Source organism: Streptomyces sp. NPDC088746, from assembly GCF_044751065.1.
GTDB lineage: Bacteria > Actinomycetota > Actinomycetes > Streptomycetales > Streptomycetaceae > Streptomyces.
This window is the reverse complement of sequence record NZ_JBIVLA010000010.1, coordinates 194,700-213,376: the sequence shown is the minus strand read 5'-3', so window position 1 is coordinate 213,376 and position 18,677 is coordinate 194,700. Positions and strand designations below refer to the sequence as shown.

The 18,677-nt window shown below is 71.7% G+C and carries 21 protein-coding genes, 1 tRNA gene and 1 pseudogene; 18 read left to right on the top strand and 5 right to left on the bottom strand.

Annotated features, from left to right (window positions below):
* Window positions 1–40: 40 nt before the first annotated feature.
* Both ACIP63_RS33920 and ACIP63_RS33915 read left to right on the top strand, forming a co-directional pair.
* On the top strand, window positions 41–667 hold the full coding sequence (locus tag ACIP63_RS33920; protein WP_401523596.1) for a precorrin-8X methylmutase: 627 nt from the start codon (window positions 41–43) through the stop codon (window positions 665–667).
* A complete protein-coding gene (locus ACIP63_RS33915; protein WP_401523593.1) occupies window positions 664–2,193 on the top strand; it encodes a precorrin-2 C(20)-methyltransferase in 1,530 nt (509 codons plus the stop codon). The genes ACIP63_RS33920 and ACIP63_RS33915 overlap by 4 nt, the downstream gene beginning before the upstream one ends.
* Window positions 2,194–2,214: 21 nt before the next feature.
* Here the strand turns inward: ACIP63_RS33915 and ACIP63_RS33910 are convergent, their stop codons facing one another.
* Window positions 2,215–2,964, bottom strand: a complete 750-nt coding sequence (locus tag ACIP63_RS33910; protein ID WP_401523590.1) for a cobalt-precorrin-6A reductase — start codon at window positions 2,962–2,964, stop codon at window positions 2,215–2,217.
* Between the two features lie 40 nt (window positions 2,965–3,004).
* On the opposite strand from ACIP63_RS33910, the gene ACIP63_RS33905 reads away from it, so the two are divergent.
* On the top strand, window positions 3,005–4,123 hold the full coding sequence (locus ACIP63_RS33905) for a cobalt-precorrin-5B (C(1))-methyltransferase (protein ID WP_401523587.1): 1,119 nt from the start codon (window positions 3,005–3,007) through the stop codon (window positions 4,121–4,123).
* Window positions 4,124–4,142: 19 nt separating this feature from the next.
* Here the strand turns inward: ACIP63_RS33905 and cobM are convergent, their stop codons facing one another.
* A complete protein-coding gene (gene cobM, locus ACIP63_RS33900; RefSeq protein WP_401523584.1) occupies window positions 4,143–4,892 on the bottom strand; it encodes a precorrin-4 C(11)-methyltransferase in 750 nt (249 codons plus the stop codon).
* On the bottom strand, window positions 4,889–6,160 hold the full coding sequence (gene cbiE / locus ACIP63_RS33895) for a precorrin-6y C5,15-methyltransferase (decarboxylating) subunit CbiE (RefSeq protein ID WP_401523582.1): 1,272 nt from the start codon (window positions 6,158–6,160) through the stop codon (window positions 4,889–4,891). The genes cobM and cbiE overlap by 4 nt, the downstream gene beginning before the upstream one ends.
* A 184-nt stretch (window positions 6,161–6,344) precedes the next feature.
* Between cbiE and ACIP63_RS33890 the strand changes: the two genes are divergently transcribed.
* The 6 genes and pseudogenes from ACIP63_RS33890 (at window position 6,345) to ACIP63_RS33865 (ending at window position 10,720) form a co-directional block, all read left to right on the top strand.
* Window positions 6,345–6,764 (top strand): YciI family protein, encoded by a 420-nt coding sequence (locus ACIP63_RS33890; RefSeq protein WP_401523579.1) that lies wholly within the window; start codon window positions 6,345–6,347, stop codon window positions 6,762–6,764.
* Window positions 6,765–6,795: 31 nt separating this feature from the next.
* A pseudogene (locus ACIP63_RS33885) lies at window positions 6,796–7,170 on the top strand (sigma factor); the annotation flags it as partial.
* Window positions 7,171–7,267: 97 nt separating this feature from the next.
* Entirely contained in the window at window positions 7,268–7,876 is a 609-nt protein-coding gene (locus ACIP63_RS33880) for an HhH-GPD-type base excision DNA repair protein (RefSeq protein ID WP_401523576.1), read from the top strand.
* A 68-nt stretch (window positions 7,877–7,944) separates the two neighbouring features.
* Entirely contained in the window at window positions 7,945–9,492 is a 1,548-nt protein-coding gene (locus ACIP63_RS33875) for a M28 family metallopeptidase (protein ID WP_401523783.1), read from the top strand.
* 193 nt (window positions 9,493–9,685) lie between these two features.
* Window positions 9,686–9,982: a type II toxin-antitoxin system VapB family antitoxin gene (locus ACIP63_RS33870; protein ID WP_014155093.1), complete on the top strand. Its 297-nt coding sequence runs from the start codon at window positions 9,686–9,688 to the stop codon at window positions 9,980–9,982.
* Between the two features lie 141 nt (window positions 9,983–10,123).
* A complete protein-coding gene (locus ACIP63_RS33865; protein ID WP_401523781.1) occupies window positions 10,124–10,720 on the top strand; it encodes a LytR C-terminal domain-containing protein in 597 nt (198 codons plus the stop codon).
* 49 nt (window positions 10,721–10,769) lie between these two features.
* Here ACIP63_RS33865 and upp read toward each other — a convergent pair whose 3' ends face one another.
* Window positions 10,770–11,405: a uracil phosphoribosyltransferase gene (gene upp / locus ACIP63_RS33860; RefSeq protein ID WP_325748007.1), complete on the bottom strand. Its 636-nt coding sequence runs from the start codon at window positions 11,403–11,405 to the stop codon at window positions 10,770–10,772.
* Window positions 11,406–11,520: 115 nt separating this feature from the next.
* Here upp and ACIP63_RS33855 point away from each other — a divergent pair, with 115 nt between their 5' ends.
* The 4 genes from ACIP63_RS33855 to ACIP63_RS33840 all read left to right on the top strand — a co-directional run bounded on the left by ACIP63_RS33855 (window position 11,521) and on the right by ACIP63_RS33840 (window position 13,226).
* Window positions 11,521–11,757 carry a hypothetical protein gene (locus tag ACIP63_RS33855; protein ID WP_401523573.1) on the top strand — a complete coding sequence of 79 codons (237 nt, stop codon included), beginning with the start codon at window positions 11,521–11,523 and terminating at the stop codon, window positions 11,755–11,757.
* A 218-nt stretch (window positions 11,758–11,975) separates the two neighbouring features.
* Window positions 11,976–12,551: a hypothetical protein gene (locus tag ACIP63_RS33850; RefSeq protein WP_401523778.1), complete on the top strand. Its 576-nt coding sequence runs from the start codon at window positions 11,976–11,978 to the stop codon at window positions 12,549–12,551.
* Between the two features lie 81 nt (window positions 12,552–12,632).
* Window positions 12,633–13,061, top strand: coding sequence for a tRNA adenosine(34) deaminase TadA (gene tadA / locus ACIP63_RS33845; RefSeq protein ID WP_401523571.1), 429 nt, complete (start codon window positions 12,633–12,635; stop codon window positions 13,059–13,061).
* Window positions 13,062–13,141: 80 nt separating this feature from the next.
* Window positions 13,142–13,226, top strand: a tRNA-Ser gene (locus ACIP63_RS33840).
* Between the two features lie 58 nt (window positions 13,227–13,284).
* Here ACIP63_RS33840 and ACIP63_RS33835 read toward each other — a convergent pair.
* Window positions 13,285–14,076 carry a hypothetical protein gene (locus ACIP63_RS33835; RefSeq protein ID WP_401523568.1) on the bottom strand — a complete coding sequence of 264 codons (792 nt, stop codon included), beginning with the start codon at window positions 14,074–14,076 and terminating at the stop codon, window positions 13,285–13,287.
* Window positions 14,077–14,411: 335 nt separating this feature from the next.
* Between ACIP63_RS33835 and ACIP63_RS33830 the strand changes: the two genes are divergently transcribed.
* From ACIP63_RS33830 to ACIP63_RS33810, 5 genes are all read left to right on the top strand, one after another.
* Complete coding sequence (locus ACIP63_RS33830) at window positions 14,412–15,056, top strand: TetR/AcrR family transcriptional regulator (protein WP_401523566.1); 645 nt, start codon at window positions 14,412–14,414, stop codon at window positions 15,054–15,056.
* 105 nt (window positions 15,057–15,161) lie between these two features.
* On the top strand, window positions 15,162–16,766 hold the full coding sequence (locus tag ACIP63_RS33825; protein ID WP_401523776.1) for an MDR family MFS transporter: 1,605 nt from the start codon (window positions 15,162–15,164) through the stop codon (window positions 16,764–16,766).
* 384 nt (window positions 16,767–17,150) lie between these two features.
* Window positions 17,151–17,315 carry a hypothetical protein gene (locus tag ACIP63_RS33820; RefSeq protein WP_014155101.1) on the top strand — a complete coding sequence of 55 codons (165 nt, stop codon included), beginning with the start codon at window positions 17,151–17,153 and terminating at the stop codon, window positions 17,313–17,315.
* A 10-nt stretch (window positions 17,316–17,325) separates the two neighbouring features.
* Entirely contained in the window at window positions 17,326–17,619 is a 294-nt protein-coding gene (locus tag ACIP63_RS33815; RefSeq protein WP_401523563.1) for a Dabb family protein, read from the top strand.
* A gap of 186 nt (window positions 17,620–17,805) precedes the next feature.
* On the top strand, window positions 17,806–18,663 hold the full coding sequence (locus tag ACIP63_RS33810) for an RNA polymerase sigma factor SigF (protein WP_073750855.1): 858 nt from the start codon (window positions 17,806–17,808) through the stop codon (window positions 18,661–18,663).
* Window positions 18,664–18,677 lie beyond the last annotated feature (14 nt).

Sequence of the window (18,677 nt, the reverse complement as noted above, 5' to 3'; positions counted from 1 at the left end):
ACCCCTGTTCGACCTGTTCGATGAAGAAAGCGACAGCACTGTGCATCAGTACGAGAAGGACGGACCGGCGATCTACCGCCAGTCCTTCGCCACCATCCGCGCGGAGGCGGATCTGGCAGGGCTGCCCGCCGACGTGAGCCAGGTCGCGGTCCGGATGATCCACGCCTGCGGCATGGTCGACCTCGTACGCGACATCGCCTTCTCTTCGAACGCGGTGGCCGACGCCCGTGCGGCCCTGCGGTCCGGCGCACCGATCCTGTGCGACGTGGCCATGGTCGCCAGCGGTGTGACGCGCAAGCGCCTGCCCGCGGACAACGACGTGATCTGCACCCTGTCCGACCCCGCCGTCCCCGGGCTGGCGGCGAAGCTCGGCACCACGCGCAGCGCCGCAGCCCTGGAGCTGTGGCGGGACCGGATGGGGGGCGCGGTCGTCGCCGTCGGCAACGCGCCCACCGCGCTCTTCCGGCTGCTGGAGATGATCGAGGAGGGCGCCCCGCGCCCCGCCGCCGTCATCGGTGTGCCCGTCGGATTCATCGGCGCCGCCGAGTCCAAGGAGGCTCTGGCCGCCCACCCTTCGGGTCTTGAGCACCTCGTCGTGCGCGGCAGGCGTGGTGGCAGCGCCATCGCCGCCGCCGCCCTCAACGCGATCGCCAGCGAGGAGGAGTGAGCGTGCCCGAGCAGCAGCAGACGACCGGCACGGGGCGGCTGTACGGCGTCGGGCTCGGCCCGGGCGACCCTGCCCTGATGACCGTGAGGGCCGTGCGGATCATCGGCGAGGCCGACGTCGTCGCGTACCACTCCGCCCGGCACGGCCGCTCCATCGCCCGCTCGATCGCGGCGGAGCACATCCGCGCCGACCACATCGAGGAGGCGCTGGTCTACCCCGTCACGACGGAGACCACGGACCACCCGGGCGGCTACCGGGGCGCGTTGGACGAGTTCTACACCGAGGCCGCGGCCCGCCTCGCGGCGCACCTCGACGCCGGGCGCACCGTCGCCGTGCTCGCCGAGGGCGACCCGCTCTTCTACGGCTCGTACCAGCACATGCACAAGCGGCTCGCGGACCGTTACGACACCGAGGTCATCCCCGGCGTCACCTCGGTCAGCGCCGCCGCCGCCCGTCTCGGCACCCCGCTCGTCGAGGCCGAGGAGGTGCTGACGATCCTGCCGGGCACCCTGCCCGAGGAGGAGCTGACGGCACGTCTGGCGGCCACGGACTCCGCCGTGGTGATGAAGCTGGGCCGGACGTTCCCCGCGGTGCGCCGCGCCTTCGAGGCGTCCGGCCGGCTGCCCGAGGCCCGGTACGTCGAGCGCGCCACCATGGCCGGGGAGCGGACCGGCGACCTGGCGGACACCGACGCGGACTCCGTGCCCTACTTCGCGGTCGCCGTGCTGCCCAGCCGGATCGACGCCCCCCGGCCCTCACCGGCAGCGGGCCCGGACAGCGGCGAGGTCGTCGTGGTCGGCACCGGGCCGGCCGGACCGCTGTGGCTGACGCCCGAGACACGCGGCGCGCTGGCCGCCGCCGACGACCTGGTCGGTTACACGACGTATCTGGACAGGGTGCCGGTGCGGCCGGGACAGCAGCGCCACGGCTCCGACAACAAGGTCGAGTCCGAGCGGGCCGAATTCGCCCTGGACCTGGCCCGCCGCGGGCGCCGCGTCGCCGTGGTGTCAGGTGGCGACCCGGGGGTCTTCGCCATGGCGACGGCCGTACTGGAAGTGGCCTCGCAGGACGCGTACACAGACATCGCGGTGCGGGTGCTTCCCGGAGTGACGGCTGCCAACGCCGCCGCCGCCAGGGCGGGTGCGCCGCTGGGCCACGACTACGCCACCATCTCCCTCTCGGACCGGCTGAAGCCATGGGAGGTCATCGCCGAACGGCTGCGCGCGGCGGCCACGGCCGACCTCGTCATGGCGCTGTACAACCCCGGTTCCCGCAGCCGGACATGGCAGGTCGGCAAGGCCCGTGACCTGCTGCTGGAGCACCGATCCCCGGACACGCCCGTCGTGCTCGGCCGCGATGTCGGGGGCCCGGCGGAGAGCGTGCGGACGGTGCGGCTGGCCGATCTGGACCCGGGCGAGGTGGACATGCGGACGATCCTCATCGTCGGGTCCTCCCAGACGCGCTGGGTGCGCCGGGGCGACGGACAGCAGATCGTCTGGACGCCGCGCCGCTACCCGGAGGACTGACGGCGGGCGCCTGCCGGCCGGTCACGGACCGGTGAGGCGCCGCAGCAGCGCGAGGGCCTCCCCGGGCGTCCCGGCCACGGGCACACCCGGGGGGACCGGCGGCCGCCCGACCACCACCACCGGGATTCCGGCCTCGCGCGCGGCGGCGAGCTTGGGGGCGGTGGCGTCACCGCCGCTGTCCTTGGTGACGAGGACATCGACGCGATGGCGCCGGATCAGCTCCCGCTCGCCCTCCAGGGAGAACGGCCCCCTGTCCAGCAGGACCTCCATCCGCGCCGGGTGCGGGGCCTCGGGAGCGTCCACCGAGCGCACCAGGAACCACAGCGGGTCCAGACCCGCGAAAGCCGCCAGCCCCATGCGTCCCGTGGTGAGGAAGACGCGTGACCCGAGCTCCGGCAGCAGCTCCGCCGCCCCCGCGAGGGAGTCGGTGACGTGCCACCGGTCGCCCTCCACCGGCACCCAGCCGGGCCGTCGGAGTGCCAGCAGGGGAACATGGACAGCGGCGGCGGCCGAGGCCGCGTTGAAACTGATCGTGCCTGCGAAGGGATGGGTGGCGTCGATGACCGCATCCACATGGTGTGCGCGGAGCCACTCGGCCAGGCCCTCGGCCCCGCCGAAGCCGCCGACGCGTACCTCACCGGGCGGCAGCCTCGGCCGGGCGACGCGCCCCGCGAGTGAGCTGGTCACCCGGATCCCGTCCGCCGCCACCAGGGACTCCGCGAGCCGGCGGGCCTCCGTGGTGCCTCCGAGTACGAGTACGTGCAAGGGCATCGGATCGGTCCGTCCATGAGCAGTGAGGCGCACGCCATCCATGAGCAGTGAGGCGCAGGGCGGGCGCACCGCCCAACTCAAGCACACCGGTCTGCGGCCCGGATGGACGACCGGGGCCTGTGCCACGGCGGCGGCCACGGCCGCGTACACGGCCCTCCTGACCGGCGAGTTCCCCGACCCGGTGACCATCACCCTGCCCAGGGGCCAGACCCCCGCCTTCGCGCTCGCGGTGGAGGAGCTCGCCGACGGCAGCGCCACGGCGGGCGTGGTCAAGGACGCGGGCGACGACCCGGACGTCACCCACGGCGCGCTGGTGCGGTCCACCGTCCGCCTGTTGCCCCCGGGGTCCGGAGTGGTGTTCCGGGCCGGCCCGGGCGTGGGGACGGTGACCCTCCCCGGGCTGCCGCTCGACGTCGGGGAGCCCGCGATCAACCCCGTCCCCCGCCAGATGATGCGGGACCACGTCGCGCGGGTGGCGGCGGAGCACGGGGGCACCGGCGACGTCGAGATCACGGTCTCGGTGGACGACGGCGAGGAGATCGCACGTTTCACGTGGAACATCCGCCTGGGCATCCTGGGCGGGATCTCGATCCTGGGCACGACAGGCATCGTGGTGCCCTACTCCTGCTCGGCCTGGATCGACTCGATCCGCCGCGGGGTGGACGTGGCACGCGCGGCCGGCCACCGGCACGTCGCGGGGTGCACGGGCTCGACCTCGGAGAAGACGGTGGTGGCCGAGTACGGGCTGCCGGAGATCGCCCTGCTGGACATGGGGGACTTCGCGGGCGCGGTGCTGAAGTACGTACGCCGGCATCCGGTGGAGCGGCTGACCATCTGCGGCGGGTTCGCCAAGCTGTCCAAGCTGGCCGCCGGGCATCTGGACCTGCACTCGGGCCGCTCTCAGGTCGACAAGCCGTTCCTCGCGCGGCTGGCGCGGCAGGGCGGGGCGAGCGAGGAGCTGGCGGCGGAGATCGAGGCCGCCAACACCGGCCTCGCCGCGCTCCAGTTGTGCACGGCCGCCGGGGTCCCGCTGGGCGACCTGGTCGCGGTGGCAGCCCGGGACGAGGCGCTGTCGGTGCTGCGGGGAGCACCGGTGGCGGTGGACGTGATCTGCGTCGACCGGGCGGGGGCCGTCGTGGGGCGCAGCGAAGCACACTGAGCCCCGGTGGCGCGGCCCGTCAGCAGCTGTGGCGGTCCCGCGCCGGGGAGTACAGGTGGCTGTCGCGGAACTGCTCCGCGCCCAGGGTCCGGCCGACCATGATCACGGCTGTACGGATCACTCCGGCCTCCTTCACCTGCTCCGCGATGGAGTCCAGCGTCCCGCGCAGGATGATCTCGTCCGGCCGCGAGGCCATGGCGACCACGGCGGTGGGGCAGTCCGCGCCGTAGTGCGGCAGCAGCTCGTCGACCACCCGGTCCACGTACCGCGCCGCGAGGTGCAGCACGATCAGCGCGCCGCTGCGGCCCAGCGTGGCCAGGTCCTCGCCCTCGGGCATCGCGGTCGCCCGCTGGGCGATCCGGGTGAGGATCACGGTCTGGCCGACCGTGGGCACCGTCAGCTCCCGCTTGAGCGCCGCCGCGGCCGCGGCGAACGCGGGCACGCCGGGCACCACCTCGTACGGCACGCCCGCCTCGTCCAGCCGTCGCATCTGCTCGTTCACGGCGCTGAAGACCGACGGGTCGCCGGAGTGCAGCCGGGCCACGTCGTGACCCTCCTCGTGGGCCCGCACCAGCTCGGCGGTGATCCGGTCGATGTCGAGCTGGGCGGTGTCCACCAGCCGGGCGTCCGACGGGCAGTCGGCGAGGAGTTCACGCGGCACCAGGCTGCCCGCGTACAGGCAGACCGGGCTGGCGGCGAGGACACGGGCGCCGCGCACCGTGATCAGGTCGGCGGCGCCGGGGCCCGCGCCGATGAAGTACACGGTCATCTGTCGTCTCCTGGAGCGTGCGGGGTTTTCTGTACGGACCACTGTGTGACGGGCATGGCCTGGCGCCAGCCGGTGAACCCGCCGACCGGCACGGCATGGGCCACCGAGAGCCTGACCAGGTCGCCGCCGAGCCGCCGGTACCACTCGGCGAGGAGTGCCTCCGACTCCAGCGTGACCGTGTTCGCGACCAGCCGGCCGCCCGGGGGCAGCGCGTCCCAGCAGGCGTCGAGCAGCCCCGGCGCGGTGAGCCCGCCGCCGATGAACACGGCGTGGGGCACGGGCAGTCCGGCCAAAGCCTCGGGTGCGCGGCCGGTGACCACGCGCAGCCCGGGGACGCCGAGCCGGCCGGCGTTACGGGCGATGCGCCCCGCCCGGACCGGGTCGCGTTCCACGGTGACGGCACGGCAGGACGGATGGGTCCGCATCCACTCCGCCGCGATCGACCCCGAGCCGCCGCCGATGTCCCACAGGAGCTCACCGGGGGCCGGAGCGAGTACGCCGAGGGTGGCCGCCCGGACATGGCGCTTGGTGAGCTGGCCGTCGTGCTCGTACGCCTCGTCGGGGAGCCCGGGTACGGCGCCGAGGCGCAGGGCGCCCGGGGTGCTCCGGCACTCCACCGCGATGACGTTGAGCGGGTCCCCGGCGGGGTGCTCCCAGGTGTCGGCGCTGCCGTCCAGGCAGTCCTCGGCGGCTGAGCCGAGCTGTTCGAGCACCCGCATCCGGCTGGGCCCGAAGCCGTGGTCCCGCAGCAGGGCGGCCACGGCGGCGGGCGTGGCCGCGTCCGCGGAGAGCACCAGCAGCCGGCGCCCGTCGTACAGCGCACCGGCCAGCCGGGCCGCGGGGCGGCCGACGAGGGTGACGGTCTCGGTGTCCTCCACCGGCCAGCCGAGCCGGGCGCAGGCGTACGACACGGAGGACGGGTGCGGCAGCACCCGGAGCGCCCCGGCGCCCAGCTCCTCGGTGAGGGCCCGGCCGATGCCGTAGAACATGGGGTCGCCGCTGGCGAGGACGGCTGTCCTGCTCCCCGTGTGCGCGGCGAGCAGACCGCGCACGGCGGGCCGCAGAGGCGACGGCCAGGGCACCCGCCGGCCCCGGCATACCGGCGGGAGCAGACCCAGTTGGCGCTCGCCCCCGATCAGGACCTCCGCGTCCAGGAGCACCGCGCGGGCGCTCTCCGGGAGGCCGGCCCAGCCGTCGGCGCCGATCCCCACGACGCTCACGGCGGACGCGGGCGCCGGGACGGCGGGCGGGGGCGACACGGGTGACACAGCCGGTACCTCGGGGGTTGGTGGGACGACGCAGCCGAACTCTACGGGGGCGGCTTCCGGACCCGTGCGGCGGAGTGATTCCGGAAATCTTCCCGCGTGGTGTCGAGAACCGCTCGCCGGCTCCGACGTCCCCTGTGAGGGTTGCCCACAAGGGGCGGCGACCGAGAAGCCGAGGAGCGACACCATGAAGTACCTCGTGATGGTTCAGGGTTCGCAGGCCGACTACGAGGCCATGAGCGGCAGGCCGTCGGCCGGGAGCCCGGCCTGGAGCAAGGAGGACGTGCAGGCGATGTACGCCTTCATGGGAAACCTCAACAACGACCTGGCCGAGTCCGGCGAGATGGTCGACGGCCAGGGCCTGACCGAACCCGCCAGGACCCGCTCGGTGCTGCCGGGCGCGGACGGCCGGCCGGTGATCACCGACGGCCCCTACGGGGAGACGAAGGAGCAGCTCGCCGGGTACTGGGTGCTCGACTGCGCGAGTCTGGAGAGGGTCACCGAGATCGCGGCGCGCATCCAGGAGTGTCCGCAGCCGGAGGGCGCGCCCGTCTACCCGGTGCTGATCCGTCCCATCGACGAAGGCGGGGACCCGGGCGCTCGCTGAGCAGGACGCCCGCGCTCCAGGCGGGAGCCGTGTGAACGAAGGGCCGACCGGCGTCGAGGACCTGCCGCGCCACCACGCGCCGCAGGTCCTCGGCGCGCTCGTACGCCGCTACGGCCACTTCGACACGGCGGGGGACGCCGTGCAGGAGGCGATGTTCGCCGCCTCCCGGCAGTGGCCGGCCCACGGGCTGCCCGACCATCCGCGCGGCTGGCTGATCAGGACCGCGCCGCGGCGGCTGACGGACCAGCCGCGGGCCGACTCCGCGCGGCAGCGGCGCGAGGAGAGGGCCGCCGCGCTCACCCCCCGCGACGCGTTCACGGCCCCGCCGCCCGGGGAGAGCCGCGCTCCGGCCGCCGACGACACCCTCACCCTGCTCTTCCTCTGCTGCCACCCCGAGCTCTCCCCCGGGGGGTGCCGTTCCGGCAGCCGGGCCCCGCCGGCCACGACCTGCGCCTGGCCGCACCGAGTCGCCGATCCCGGTCACTCTCGCGATCATCGAGTACATGACCAAGAGCGACAACGGCAAGGCCCGCACCGTGCGGATCGCCCAGGAGCCCGATGCGGACGAGCTGCTGGGCCGCAGTCCGCTGGCCGCCCTCGTCGGCATGCTGCTGGACCAGCAGGTACCGATGGAATGGGCGTTCACCGGCCCGTTCACGCTGGCACAGCGCATGGGGTCGGATGATCTGGACGCCCGGAAGATCGCCGCGTACGACCCGGACGCCTTCACCGAGCTGTTCACCACGAAACCGGCGCTGCACCGCTATCCGGGCTCCATGGCCAAGCGGGTCCAGCAGCTCTGCCAGTACCTGGTGACCGAGTACGACGGACGGGCGGAAGCGGTCTGGGCGGATGCCACCACCGGGGCCGAGCTGCTGAAACGGCTCAACGCGCTGCCCGGGTTCGGCACCCAGAAGGCGCAGATCTTCCTGGCGCTGCTGGGCAAGCAGTTCGACGTACGTCCGACGGGCTGGCGGGAGGCCGCGGGGGCGTACGGCGAGGAGGGCTCGCACCGCTCGGTGGCCGACATCACCGGCCCCGAATCGCTCGCCGAGGTGCGGGCGTACAAGCAGCAGGCGAAGGCGGCGGCCAGGGCGGGCCGGGCCAGGTGACCGCGGAAGCCCGCCCCACGACCGTCCACACCGGAAGGACTCCAGTGCGCCCCACACGTCGCAGAGCCATGGCGGCCGTGGCCGCCGCCGCCCTGGCCACACCGCTTCTCCTCGCCGCGTCACCGGAGCACGGTCACGCGTCCCCCGCCGCCGCATCCGCGTCGCGGGACCCGGCCGACGACGCCGAGGAGCTCTCGCGGCGGCTGGTCCGGGACGCGTCCGCCGACGACGCGTACCGCCACCTGGAGCGCTTCCAGGCGGCGGCCGACTCGGCGGACGGCCACCGCGCGGCCGGCTCGCCCGGTTACGACGCCTCCGCCGCCTACGTCCACCAACTGCTCCGGAAGGCCGGCTACAAGGTCGGCTACCAGGCGTTCGACTTCGTCTACACCGAGACGCTCGCCGAGAAGCTCTCCGTGGTCTCCCCCACCCCGCGCGACGTCTCGGTCAGGGCGATGACGTACACCGCCTCCACCGAGGAGGGCGGCATCACGGCGGCCCTCGCCGCCGTCCCGGCCGACGCCACCACCGGCTGCGAGGCGGCCGACTACGCGTCGGGCGGCTTCAACGGCAAGATCGCCCTCATCGAACGGGGCGGCTGCTCGTTCGCGGAGAAGCAGGCGGCGGCAGCGGTGGCGGGCGCGGACGGCGCGGTGATCTACAACAACACCGAAGGCGCCCTCTCCGGCACCCTGGGCGGTGCGGACGCGGGGAAGATCCCCACCGGCGGAATCACCCAGGACGAGGGGAAGAAGCTGGTCGCGGAGGTGGCGAAGGGCGAGGTGAAGGTCTCCCTGGAGATCCGTGAGTTCCGGGAGGACCGCGTCACCCGCAACGTCGTCGCCGAGACCCCCGGCGGGAACGCCGCGAAGACCGTCATGCTCGGCGCACACCTCGACTCCGTCACCGACGGCCCCGGCATCAACGACAACGCGTCCGGATCGGCGGGACTCCTCGAAGTCGCCCTGACACTGGCGGAGTCCCACCGGCCGCCCGCCAACAAGGTGCGGTTCGCCTGGTGGTCGGCGGAGGAGAACGGCCTGCTGGGCTCGGAGGCGTACGTCGCGAAGCTCTCCGGGGCACAACGCGAGAAGATCGCGCTCTACCTCAACTTCGACATGATCGCCTCGCCGAACGGCGCGCAGTTCGTCTTCGACGGCGACGACTCCGACGGGGTGGGCCAGGGCCCGGGCCCCGAGGGGTCCGCCCAACTGGAGCGCGACATCAACGCGTTCCTGGACAGCGAGGGCAAGCCGCACACCGGCACGGACTTCAGCGGGCGCTCCGACTACGGGCCGTTCATCGAGGTCGGCATCCCGTCCGGCGGTACGGACACGGGCGCCGAGGGCATCAAGACGGCCGCCCAGGCCGAGACGTACGGCGGGACGGCCGGCGTCGCGTACGACCCCTGCTACCACGCGGCCTGCGACGACCTGGGAAACATCGACATGGCGCACTTCGACACCAACATCGATGTGATCGCCCACGCGGTCGGCACCTACGCCCACGATCTGAGCTCCCTGGACCGCCCGGCCGCGTCCGCGTCCGCGTCCGCCTCCGGCGAGGAGCTCGGCGGCGGCCTGCGCCAGGGGCACGCCCACGGCGTCACCGGATAGCACGCGACGCGCACCCGACCGCCCCGGTGCGTCACCGTGCCGTCACCGCCCGGCCACCGGGGCACGCTCACAAACATCCCTCACACACATCACAGACGGTGCGCCGATCGGAGCGGATTCATACCGTTTTGACCGGCATCGCAGTCGTGTTCCCTGGCTGCGCCCGGAGCCCCTTGCCCGGTAGGCTTTCCGTGTGATCTTCAAGCGCATCGGAAATGGGCGGCCATATCCCGACCACGGCCGGGAAAGCACCCGACAGTGGGCGGATGTCGCGCCGCGTCCGGTCCGCCTGGACCAGCTGGTGACCACCAAGGGCCAGCTGGACCTCGAGACCCTGCTCGCCGAGGACTCCACGTTCTACGGCGACCTGTTCGCCCACGTCGTGAAGTGGCAGGGCGACCTCTATCTCGAGGACGGGCTGCACCGCGCCGTGCGCGCCGCTCTGCAGCAGCGCCAGGTGCTCCACGCACGCGTGCTCGAAATGGGCTGAGCCCGCCACTCCCACCCATGGCGCATTTCGGGCCTTTCGGGTGCTTTTATGCTCGTACGGGTGCCATAGGTTGATCGTTTAGTAGGCATCATCACCAGGTCGCACTACGCTGCGCCCATGAGCATGCTGACCCCTCCCGGCATGGGCGGAAAGTACCGCATCACGGGTAACACGTACCCCCGCATGCGCCGCCCCCGTCATCGCCGCAAGCTGGTCCTCTCGGTGACCGCCGCCGCGGTGGCCCTCGGTCTCGCCGGCTGGGGCACGCTCCAGGTCATCGACGTCTTCACCGGCGGCGACGGCCAGGCCAACGCCGCCGGCCGGCCGAAGGCCTGCCCCTCCCCGAGCGCCTCGGCGCCCGCGAAGGTGCTCCCCAAGCCGGCCGCCATCAAGGTCAACATCTACAACGCGACGCCCCGCAGCGGACTGGCCAAGGCCGCCGCCGACGAGCTCAAGAAGCGCGGCTTCGCCATCGGCAAGGTGGACAACGCACCGGCCGCGTACGACAAGAAGGTGCCCGGCACCGGAATGCTGCTCGGCGGCCCGAAGGCCATGAACGGCTCGTTCCCGGTGCTCGCCACACAGCTGCCGGGGGCCGCGCAGAAGACCGACACCCGCAAGACGGCGGACATCGACCTGATCATCGGTACGAAGTTCAAGGCGTTCAGCACGCCCGCGGCGGCGGCGACGGCCCTCACGGCCCTCACCGCTCCGTCCCCGGCGCCGTCCTCCTGCTGAGGCGGCCGGGTCCGGCCGGGCCCGGGCCCGGCCGGCGGCACCGACCGGGTCAGCCGGCGGTGCCGTACATCCGGTCCCCGGCGTCCCCGAGGCCGGGCACGATGTAGCCGTGCTCGTTGAGCCGCTCGTCGACCGAGGCCGTGACCACGGTGACCGGCGTGCCCGCCAGCTCGCGCTCCATCACCTCGACGCCCTCGGGCGCCGCGAGCAGCACGACGGCGGTGACATCGTCCGCGCCGCGCTTGATGAGCTCCCGGATGGCCGCGACGAGCGTGCCGCCGGTGGCCAGCATCGGGTCCAGGACGTAGACCTGACGGCCGGAGAGGTCCTCGGGCATCCGCGTGGCGTACGTCTCCGCCTGGAGCGTCTCCTCGTTGCGGATCATGCCCAGGAAGCCGACCTCGGCCGTCGGGAGCAGCCGCACCATGCCGTCCAGCATGCCGAGACCGGCGCGCAGGATCGGCACGACCAGGGGGCGCGGATGCGACAGCTTCACACCGGTCGTGGGCGTCACCGGGGTCTCGATGTCGACCTGCTCGGTCCGCACATCCCTGGTGGCCTCGTACGCGAGGAGGGTGACCAGCTCGTCGGCGAGCCGCCGGAAGGTCGGGGAGTCGGTGCGCTTGTCGCGCAGCGTGGTGAGTTTGTGCGCCACCAGCGGGTGGTCGACGACGTGGATCCGCATGCCGTCAACAGTAACCGGGCCCCGGCCGGGCTCCCCGCCGGTCCGCGTTGGCATCAAGCACCTGTTCGGGGGGAAGGTGGGGGCATACGGACCCAGGCTTGGGGTGGTGTGTCGATTGACCGACGGGGAGCAGCGGAACCGGCGGCAGGCCGGACGCGACGCGCGCGACCTGCCCGACGCGCAGGAGGACGTGCCGGACGCGCAGGAGAGTGACGTGGTACGCCGGAGGCGCAGGGCTCAGTTCCTCCGCGAGCTCCACGAGGCGAAGCAGCTCCGCGACCGGGTCCAGCCGCGCCGCGCCCGTGCGGCCCGTATGCGCCAACAGATGCGGATGCGTACGTTCCGCTGGTGAGGACGGTCGCCGGAGCAGCCGGACCGCCCCCGGAGGAGTCACGGAAGCAGCGCCGGCGGACGCGCACCCGGAATAACTGATGGCCGACGCAACGGTCGAAGAGGTCTCGCATCGCGCTCGTTTCTGCCACGATGCCGATTGGGCGGGGCCCAGAGCAGCCGGATGACCGTCTGCCCTCCCGTCGGACCGATTCACCTATGACCAGTGGGAGAGTCACGGTGTACTTCGCCGCACTGCTCGCGCGCACCGAAGACGGGTGGGAAGCGAGCGATACAGAGCTCGACGATGTGGAAACCCTGTCCGACCTGACGGATCTGGCCCGTGAGGCCTCGGTGGACGAGGACACGGTCCTCGTCTACATCGAGCAGGAGGACGCCTGGTTCGGCGTCGTCCGGGTGGACGGTGAGGAGGACCCCCGTATCTACGTCTCGGACGCGTCCGCCGCCGCCCGCTCCTCGTACGGGGAGATCCTGCTCACCGATGAACTGCTCGGCCGCGAACCGGGGGCCGAGGACGAGATCGCCGCACTCGAGGAGCTCGTCGACCTCGACGGGACGGAGGACGGCGAGCCGGACGACCCCCTGCCCGACGCCGACGGCGCCGGCGGCGCCGTCACCGAACCCGACCTGGATCAGGAGGACCCCGATGCCGTACCGGCGGGTCCGCTCGGCGATCTCGCGATCCTCGCCGACCTGGGCCTGTCCGAGAAGGATCTGCTGACCCTGCGCACCGACGCGCTGGCGGAGATCGCCGACGCGCTGGGAGCGGCCGACGTCCTGGAGGCCGTCCGTTAGGGTCCGCGGGTGAACGCACCACCACCCACCCCCTCCCCACCGCCTCCCCCCGATCCCGTGAGGGACCCGTGGCAGGCATCCATGCGCCAGGCCCTGGACGAGGCCGCGCAGGCGGCGTCGGCCGGCGATGTGCCGGTCGGCGCCGTTCTCCTGGATCCGGACGGCGCCCTGATCGCGACCGGCCACAACGAGCGCGAGGCCGTCGGCGACCCGACGGCGCACGCCGAGGTGCTCGCCCTGCGCCGGGGCGCCGCCGCTCTCGGCTCCTGGCGGCTGACCGGCTGCACGCTGGTCGTCACCCTGGAGCCCTGCACGATGTGCGCCGGCGCGCTCGTCCAGTCCCGGATCGCCCGGGTGGTCTACGGGGCGCGGGACGAGAAGGCCGGCGCCGTGGGTTCGCTCTGGGACGTCGTACGCGACCGAAGGCTCAACCACCGCCCCGAGGTGATCCACGGCGTCCTGGAGGACCGCTGCGCGGACCTGCTGACGACGTTCTTCCGGAAGCGCTGAGGCCGCCTCCCGGGCGCTCCGGCCCGTCGTCCGGGAATCGGATTTCGAACCAGGCCCCGGCATGGTCTAAGCTCTCTCTCGGTAGCGTGTCCGAGCGGCCGAAGGAGCTCGCCTCGAAAGCGAGTGTGGGGAAACTCACCGAGGGTTCAAATCCCTCCGCTACCGCAGATGATGAAGGGACCGACCCGTCCGGGTCGGTCCCTTCACTGCGTTCCGTGCCGCGTCAGCCGGCCCGTCGTGTCCTGACCCCGTCGGTCTCGAAGTCGTAGAGGTTCTGGTTGATGCGGAGGCCGTCGACCGCGCCGATCCACATGTGGTCGCGCCCCTTGCCCACCGCGGCCGTGTAGACGGTCGCTCCCGCGCCGCCGTCGTCGAGCGCGTCCTTCAGCTCCTCGAGGGAGCACTCCGCGGCCTGGTCGCAGGCGGGGGCCTCGTTGCCCGTGAGGTACCAGTAGCCGGTCGAGGTGGCGTCGATGAAGCCGCTCCACCGGTTCGTCACCGGGGCGGCCTCCGGCACCCACACCAGCGTGGAGTAGTTGTCGTTCGGAAGCGCGGCCAGGTTCGGATCGATCTCGAACCTGATGTTCGGCATGTTCTCGGGGCCTCCGTAGGACTCGTTCTCCCCTGTCTGGAAGACGTGGAAGCCGACCCTCCGCAAGCCCTGCACCGGATCGCCGAAGAAGTCGACCTCGTTGCCGAAGTCGACCTTCTCGCTGGGAGGGGTCAGCGAGGTGGAGTCGTCCGCCACCTCGATGCCCAGGCTGCCCCGTCCGTAGGGCGGCCTGGCGGAGGGACCCGTCACACCGAACGAGCCGAAGGGGCCGTTCCGCAGATCGGCGACGGGGGATCCGATCGTGTTGCGGGTGATCACGCCCCAGTGGTCGGAGCCGCGCTCGCGGTCCCCGCCGTTCCCGTCCGCGACGGCGGACGCTCCTGAGAGGGCCGAGGCGACGATCGCGGCCAGTGCTGTGACCGTGAGGGCTTTCCTCCGGGTCACGCCAAAGCGAGTGCTCACACTCACTCCTTCTGAGTAGTTGAAGGGCACCCGGCGTGCGCCGGATGCCCGACCGACGCGACGCACACCACCGGAACGTAACCCTCGGTGGCGGCGCAATCACCATATGTAGGCATATTCATCTCTTACGCAACGCACGATCGGCGTCGGCCACCGCCCTCCGCCCCGGCTCCAGGACCGTGGAGTCGGCGAACGGCCTCGGCCCCAACGGGAGAACGGTTCCGCGCCCGGGCGCCCATTCGGGGCCGGCCTGCCGTCGGGCGGGCGGGGCCCCATCACTCGGCAGCCCGGACCACGCCGCAAATAATTTTGCAGGATGTGCATCTTTGCCTACTATGCACGTTGTGCCGAAGACGACATCCGGACCCGGGCTACGGGAGCGCAAGAAGCAGGCAACGCGCAGGGCCATCGCCGAGGCGGCCGTGCGGCTCGCCGCGGAGCACGGCGCCGAGAACGTCACCGTCGAGGCCATCAGCGAGGCCGCCGGTGTCTCACCCAGGACGTTCTTCAACTACTTCCCCAGCCACGACGACGCGTTCGTGCTGGTCGACGACGAGGCGGGCGAGCGCATCAGGGAGTCCGTGCGCCGCGCCCCCGCCGAACGGCCCCCGATCGATGTCGTACGCGACGCCTTCGTCGCCGAGCTCGACGGGTTCGAGGCCCGCCATGAGTTGTGGGCCCTCCAGTCCAAGGTGCTCCAGCGTTCGCCCCACCTCATCCACCGCGGCCTGGAGGCCCACGTGGCGGAGGAGAAGGCCCTCGCCGTCGCCATCGGGGAATGGCTCGACGCCACCGGTGGCGTCACGGAAGGGCCGCCCGGAACCGCCGTCTTCCCCCGGCTCCTCGCAGCCGTCACCCAGACCGCCCTGCGGGTCACCATCGAGCACTGGTGCGACCACTCGGGCGAGACCGTACTCGCGGAGGTCTTCCAGGACGTCTTCGCCCAGCTGGCTCAGGGCCTCCCGCGGCCCTCGGCGTAGCCGCCCGCCGCGGCCTGGTCCCGCGCACCACCGACCTGTTCTGCTCACGTACCGAAGAAGGACACCGTGACCGCAACCGAGGCGCCCGAGCAGGCGCCCACCTCCATGACCAACAAGCAGATACTGCAGGCGATGTCCGGCCTGATGGCGGGCATGTTCGTCGCCATCCTCGCGGGCACGGTCGTCGCCAACGCCCTGCCACGCATCATCGCCGACCTCGGTGCGAGCCAGTCCTCGTACACCTGGGTCGTGACCTCCGAGCTGCTCGCCATGACGGCCACCGTGCCGCTGTGGGGCAAGCTCGCCGACCTGTTCAACCAGAAGCTGCTGCTCCAGCTCTCGCTCGGCCTGTTCGTGGTCGGCTCCCTGGTGGCCGGCTTCTCGCAGGACGTCGTCACCCTGATCGTCAGCCGCGTCATCCAGGGCATCGGCGCCGGTGGTCTGACGGCGCTGGCCCAGATCGTCATGGCCGCCGTCATCCCGCCGCGCCGGCTCGGCAAGTACGCGGGCATCTTCGGCGCGGTCTTCGCCGTGGGCACGGTCGCGGGTCCGCTGATCGGTGGTGTCCTCGTGGACACCTCGTGGCTCGGCTGGCGCTGGTGCTTCTTCATCGGTGTGCCGTTCGCACTGGCCGGGATCGTGCTGCTCCAGCGCACCCTGAAGCTGCCGACCGTACGCCGCAAGGTCAGCATCGACTGGCTGGGCGCCTTCCTGATCGTGGCCGGCGTCTGCGCGCTGCTGATCTGGACGTCCCTCGCGGGCAACAGCTTCGACTGGGCGTCCTGGCAGACGGCCGCGCTGGTGACCACCGGCGTGGTGCTCCTGGTGGCGGCGGTCTTCGTCGAGCAGAGGGCCGCGGAGCCGATCATCCCGCTGGACATCTTCCGCAACCGCACGGTGTCGCTCACGACCCTCGCGAGCTTCTTCGTCGGTGTCGCGATGTTCGCCGGGACCGTCTTCCTGTCCCAGTACTTCCAGATCTCGCTGGGCAAGTCCCCGACCGTCGCGGGGCTCATGAGCCTCCCGATGATCGGTGGTCTGCTGGTCTCCTCGACCGTCGCCGGACAGATCATCTCCGCGACCGGCAAGTGGAAGGTCTACCTGGTCTCCGGAGCCGTCGTCATGATGGCCGGCCTCGGACTGCTCTCGACCATCGACGCCGACACGCACTTCGGCCTGCTCAGCCTCTACATGGCGCTCATGGGCATCGGCGTCGGCATGCTGATGCAGAACCTCGTGCTCGCCGCGCAGAACGACGTGCCGGCGCACGAACTGGGCGCCGCGACCTCCGTGCTGTCCTTCTTCCGCAGCCTCGGCGGCACCATCGGCACCAGTGTGCTCGGCGCGATCCTCGCCAACCGGGTGGCCAGCGAGATGAGCAAGGGCCTCGCGGACAGCGGGCTCCCCGCGACCGGCGGCGGCCACAGCAGCGCCGTGCCCGACATGACCACGCTGCCCGAGCCGCTCAAGCAGATCGTCGAGCACGCGTACGGCGTCGCGACCGGTGACCTCTTCCTCATCGCCACCCCGTTCGCCTTCCTCGCCCTGCTCTCGGTGCTCTTCATCAAGGAGAAGCCCCTCAAGACGACGAGCGGCATGGAACGCCTCGCGGAGGAGGCCGCCGTGGGCACCGTCCCGGCACCCCGCGACGGTGAGGGTTCCGGCGTCCAGGACGCCGCCTCCGGCCCGGTCGGTCTGAAGAAGGACTGACCCGTACGGACGGACGACACGAAGGGCCCGGCGCGATGCGCCGGGCCCTTCGGGCGTCAGGTCGGGGGAAGCGGCATCGGGGGGACAAGCCGCTTCCCCCGGTGAGAACGGGGACCGTAGGCCCTCGCCGCGGTCGGGGGGAAGTCACGCGGTGGGGACCTCGTGGAGGTCCCGTTCCTCGGCCCGCGCATACCTGCGGGTGCTGCGGGCCCACACCCCATCCTCCTCCCCGGCGTAAGCCGCGCCCGCCGACAAAGGGCCCGAATCGACGGGTCCTTCGACCCTAAAAGCCACATCAGTGATCGGAAACGGCCAGCGGATTCGCGCGGACGTGCGGCTAGAATCACGCGACTGCACAGGTGATCGAAGGGGAGGGGCGGGGCTGTGGTGCAAGCGAGGAAGATCGCGCTCTACATGATTGTGGTCTTCGTGCTGTACACGATCATCACCTCTCCCGAGCGGAGCGCCGACCTCGTTCAAATAGGGTTCGAGGGTGTTTCGAGCGCCGCGCAGGGCGTCGGAGACTTCATGTCCGAGCTCGTGAAGTAGGAGATCCACCATGATCCGCCACCTGGTCCTGTTCAAGCTGAACGACGGCGTCGAGCGGGACGACCCGCGGGTCGTCGCGGGCGTGGAGGCCTTCCGGGAGCTCGGCGGGAAGATTCCCGAGCTGCAGTTCTGGGAGTGCGCCTGGAACATCACCGACCGGCCGATCGCGTACGACTTCGCCATCAATTCGGCGGTCGCCGACGAGGACGCGCTCAAGCGGTACGCCGAGCACCCCGAGCACCAGGCCGCGGCCGGCCAGTGGCGCGCTTTCGCCACTTGGGTGATCGCCGACTACCCCTTCTGACCCTTCCGGATCCCCGGTCCCGCCGGCCCCTCCCCTACGGGAGAGGGGCTTTTCGGCATGTTTAAACCAAAATACCCTCAACACGACTCTATGCGGTGCTTGCACACAGTGGACATGTCTTGTGATGCTATGACCGCTTTTGACGGATGAGTTGACCGTAGTTGACCGCAAAGGGGTGGCGACACCGTGCCGGCCAGTACAGCGCCTCAAGTCCCGCCCCAGAACGTCCAGACGGACGACATCCAGACCGAGACCCCCGACCCCACCACACCGGCGAGAACCCGGGGCGCGGACACCAGGGCGCTGACCCAGGTGCTGTTCGGGCGGCTCAAGGACCTCGAACCCGGCACCCCGGAGCACCACAGGGTGCGCACCGCGCTGATCGAGGCGAACCTGCCTCTCGTGCGCTACGCGGCGGCCCGCTTCCGCAGCCGCAACGAGCCGATGGAGGACGTCGTCCAGGTCGGCACCATCGGCCTGATCAACGCCATCGACCGCTTCGACCCGGAACGCGGCGTCCAGTTCCCCACGTTCGCCATGCCCACCGTGGTCGGCGAGATCAAGCGCTACTTCCGGGACAACGTGCGGACCGTGCACGTGCCCCGTCGGCTGCACGAGCTCTGGGTCCAGGTCACCGGCGCGACGGAGGACCTGACGACCGCTCACGGCCGCTCACCGACCACCGCCGAGATCGCGGAGCGCCTGAAGATCTCCGAGGACGAGGTCCTCGCCTGCATCGAGGCGGGCCGCTCCTACCACGCGACCTCGCTGGAGGCCGCCCAGGAAGGTGACGGGCTGCCCGGACTCCTGGACCGCCTCGGCTACGAGGACCCGGCACTGGCCGGGGTCGAACACCGCGACCTCGTCCGGCACCTTCTCGTCCAGCTGCCCGAGCGCGAACAGCGGATCCTGCTGCTGCGCTACTACAACAACCTGACGCAGTCACAGATCAGCGCCGAACTGGGCGTCTCCCAGATGCATGTGTCAAGGCTTCTGGCCAGAAGTTTCGCCCGACTGCGATCCGCAAACAGGATCGAAGCGTAACCGGAACGGGTAGA

What these genes read in the sequence shown, in the direction of transcription:
- ACIP63_RS33910 (WP_401523590.1), bottom strand. Translation starts at nt 2,964, where the DNA reads ATGCCCTTGCACGTACTCGTACTCGGAGGCACCACGGAGGCCCGCCGG.
- ACIP63_RS33905 (WP_401523587.1), top strand. Translation starts at nt 3,005, where the DNA reads ATGAGCAGTGAGGCGCAGGGCGGGCGCACCGCCCAACTCAAGCACACC.
- cobM (WP_401523584.1), bottom strand. Translation starts at nt 4,892, where the DNA reads ATGACCGTGTACTTCATCGGCGCGGGCCCCGGCGCCGCCGACCTGATC.
- ACIP63_RS33890 (WP_401523579.1), top strand. Translation starts at nt 6,345, where the DNA reads ATGAAGTACCTCGTGATGGTTCAGGGTTCGCAGGCCGACTACGAGGCC.
- ACIP63_RS33880 (WP_401523576.1), top strand. Translation starts at nt 7,268, where the DNA reads ATGACCAAGAGCGACAACGGCAAGGCCCGCACCGTGCGGATCGCCCAG.
- ACIP63_RS33875 (WP_401523783.1), top strand. Translation starts at nt 7,945, where the DNA reads ATGGCGGCCGTGGCCGCCGCCGCCCTGGCCACACCGCTTCTCCTCGCC.
- ACIP63_RS33865 (WP_401523781.1), top strand. Translation starts at nt 10,124, where the DNA reads ATGGGCGGAAAGTACCGCATCACGGGTAACACGTACCCCCGCATGCGC.
- upp (WP_325748007.1), bottom strand. Translation starts at nt 11,405, where the DNA reads ATGCGGATCCACGTCGTCGACCACCCGCTGGTGGCGCACAAACTCACC.
- tadA (WP_401523571.1), top strand. Translation starts at nt 12,633, where the DNA reads ATGCGCCAGGCCCTGGACGAGGCCGCGCAGGCGGCGTCGGCCGGCGAT.
- ACIP63_RS33830 (WP_401523566.1), top strand. Translation starts at nt 14,412, where the DNA reads ATGCACGTTGTGCCGAAGACGACATCCGGACCCGGGCTACGGGAGCGC.
- ACIP63_RS33825 (WP_401523776.1), top strand. Translation starts at nt 15,162, where the DNA reads ATGACCAACAAGCAGATACTGCAGGCGATGTCCGGCCTGATGGCGGGC.
- ACIP63_RS33815 (WP_401523563.1), top strand. Translation starts at nt 17,326, where the DNA reads ATGATCCGCCACCTGGTCCTGTTCAAGCTGAACGACGGCGTCGAGCGG.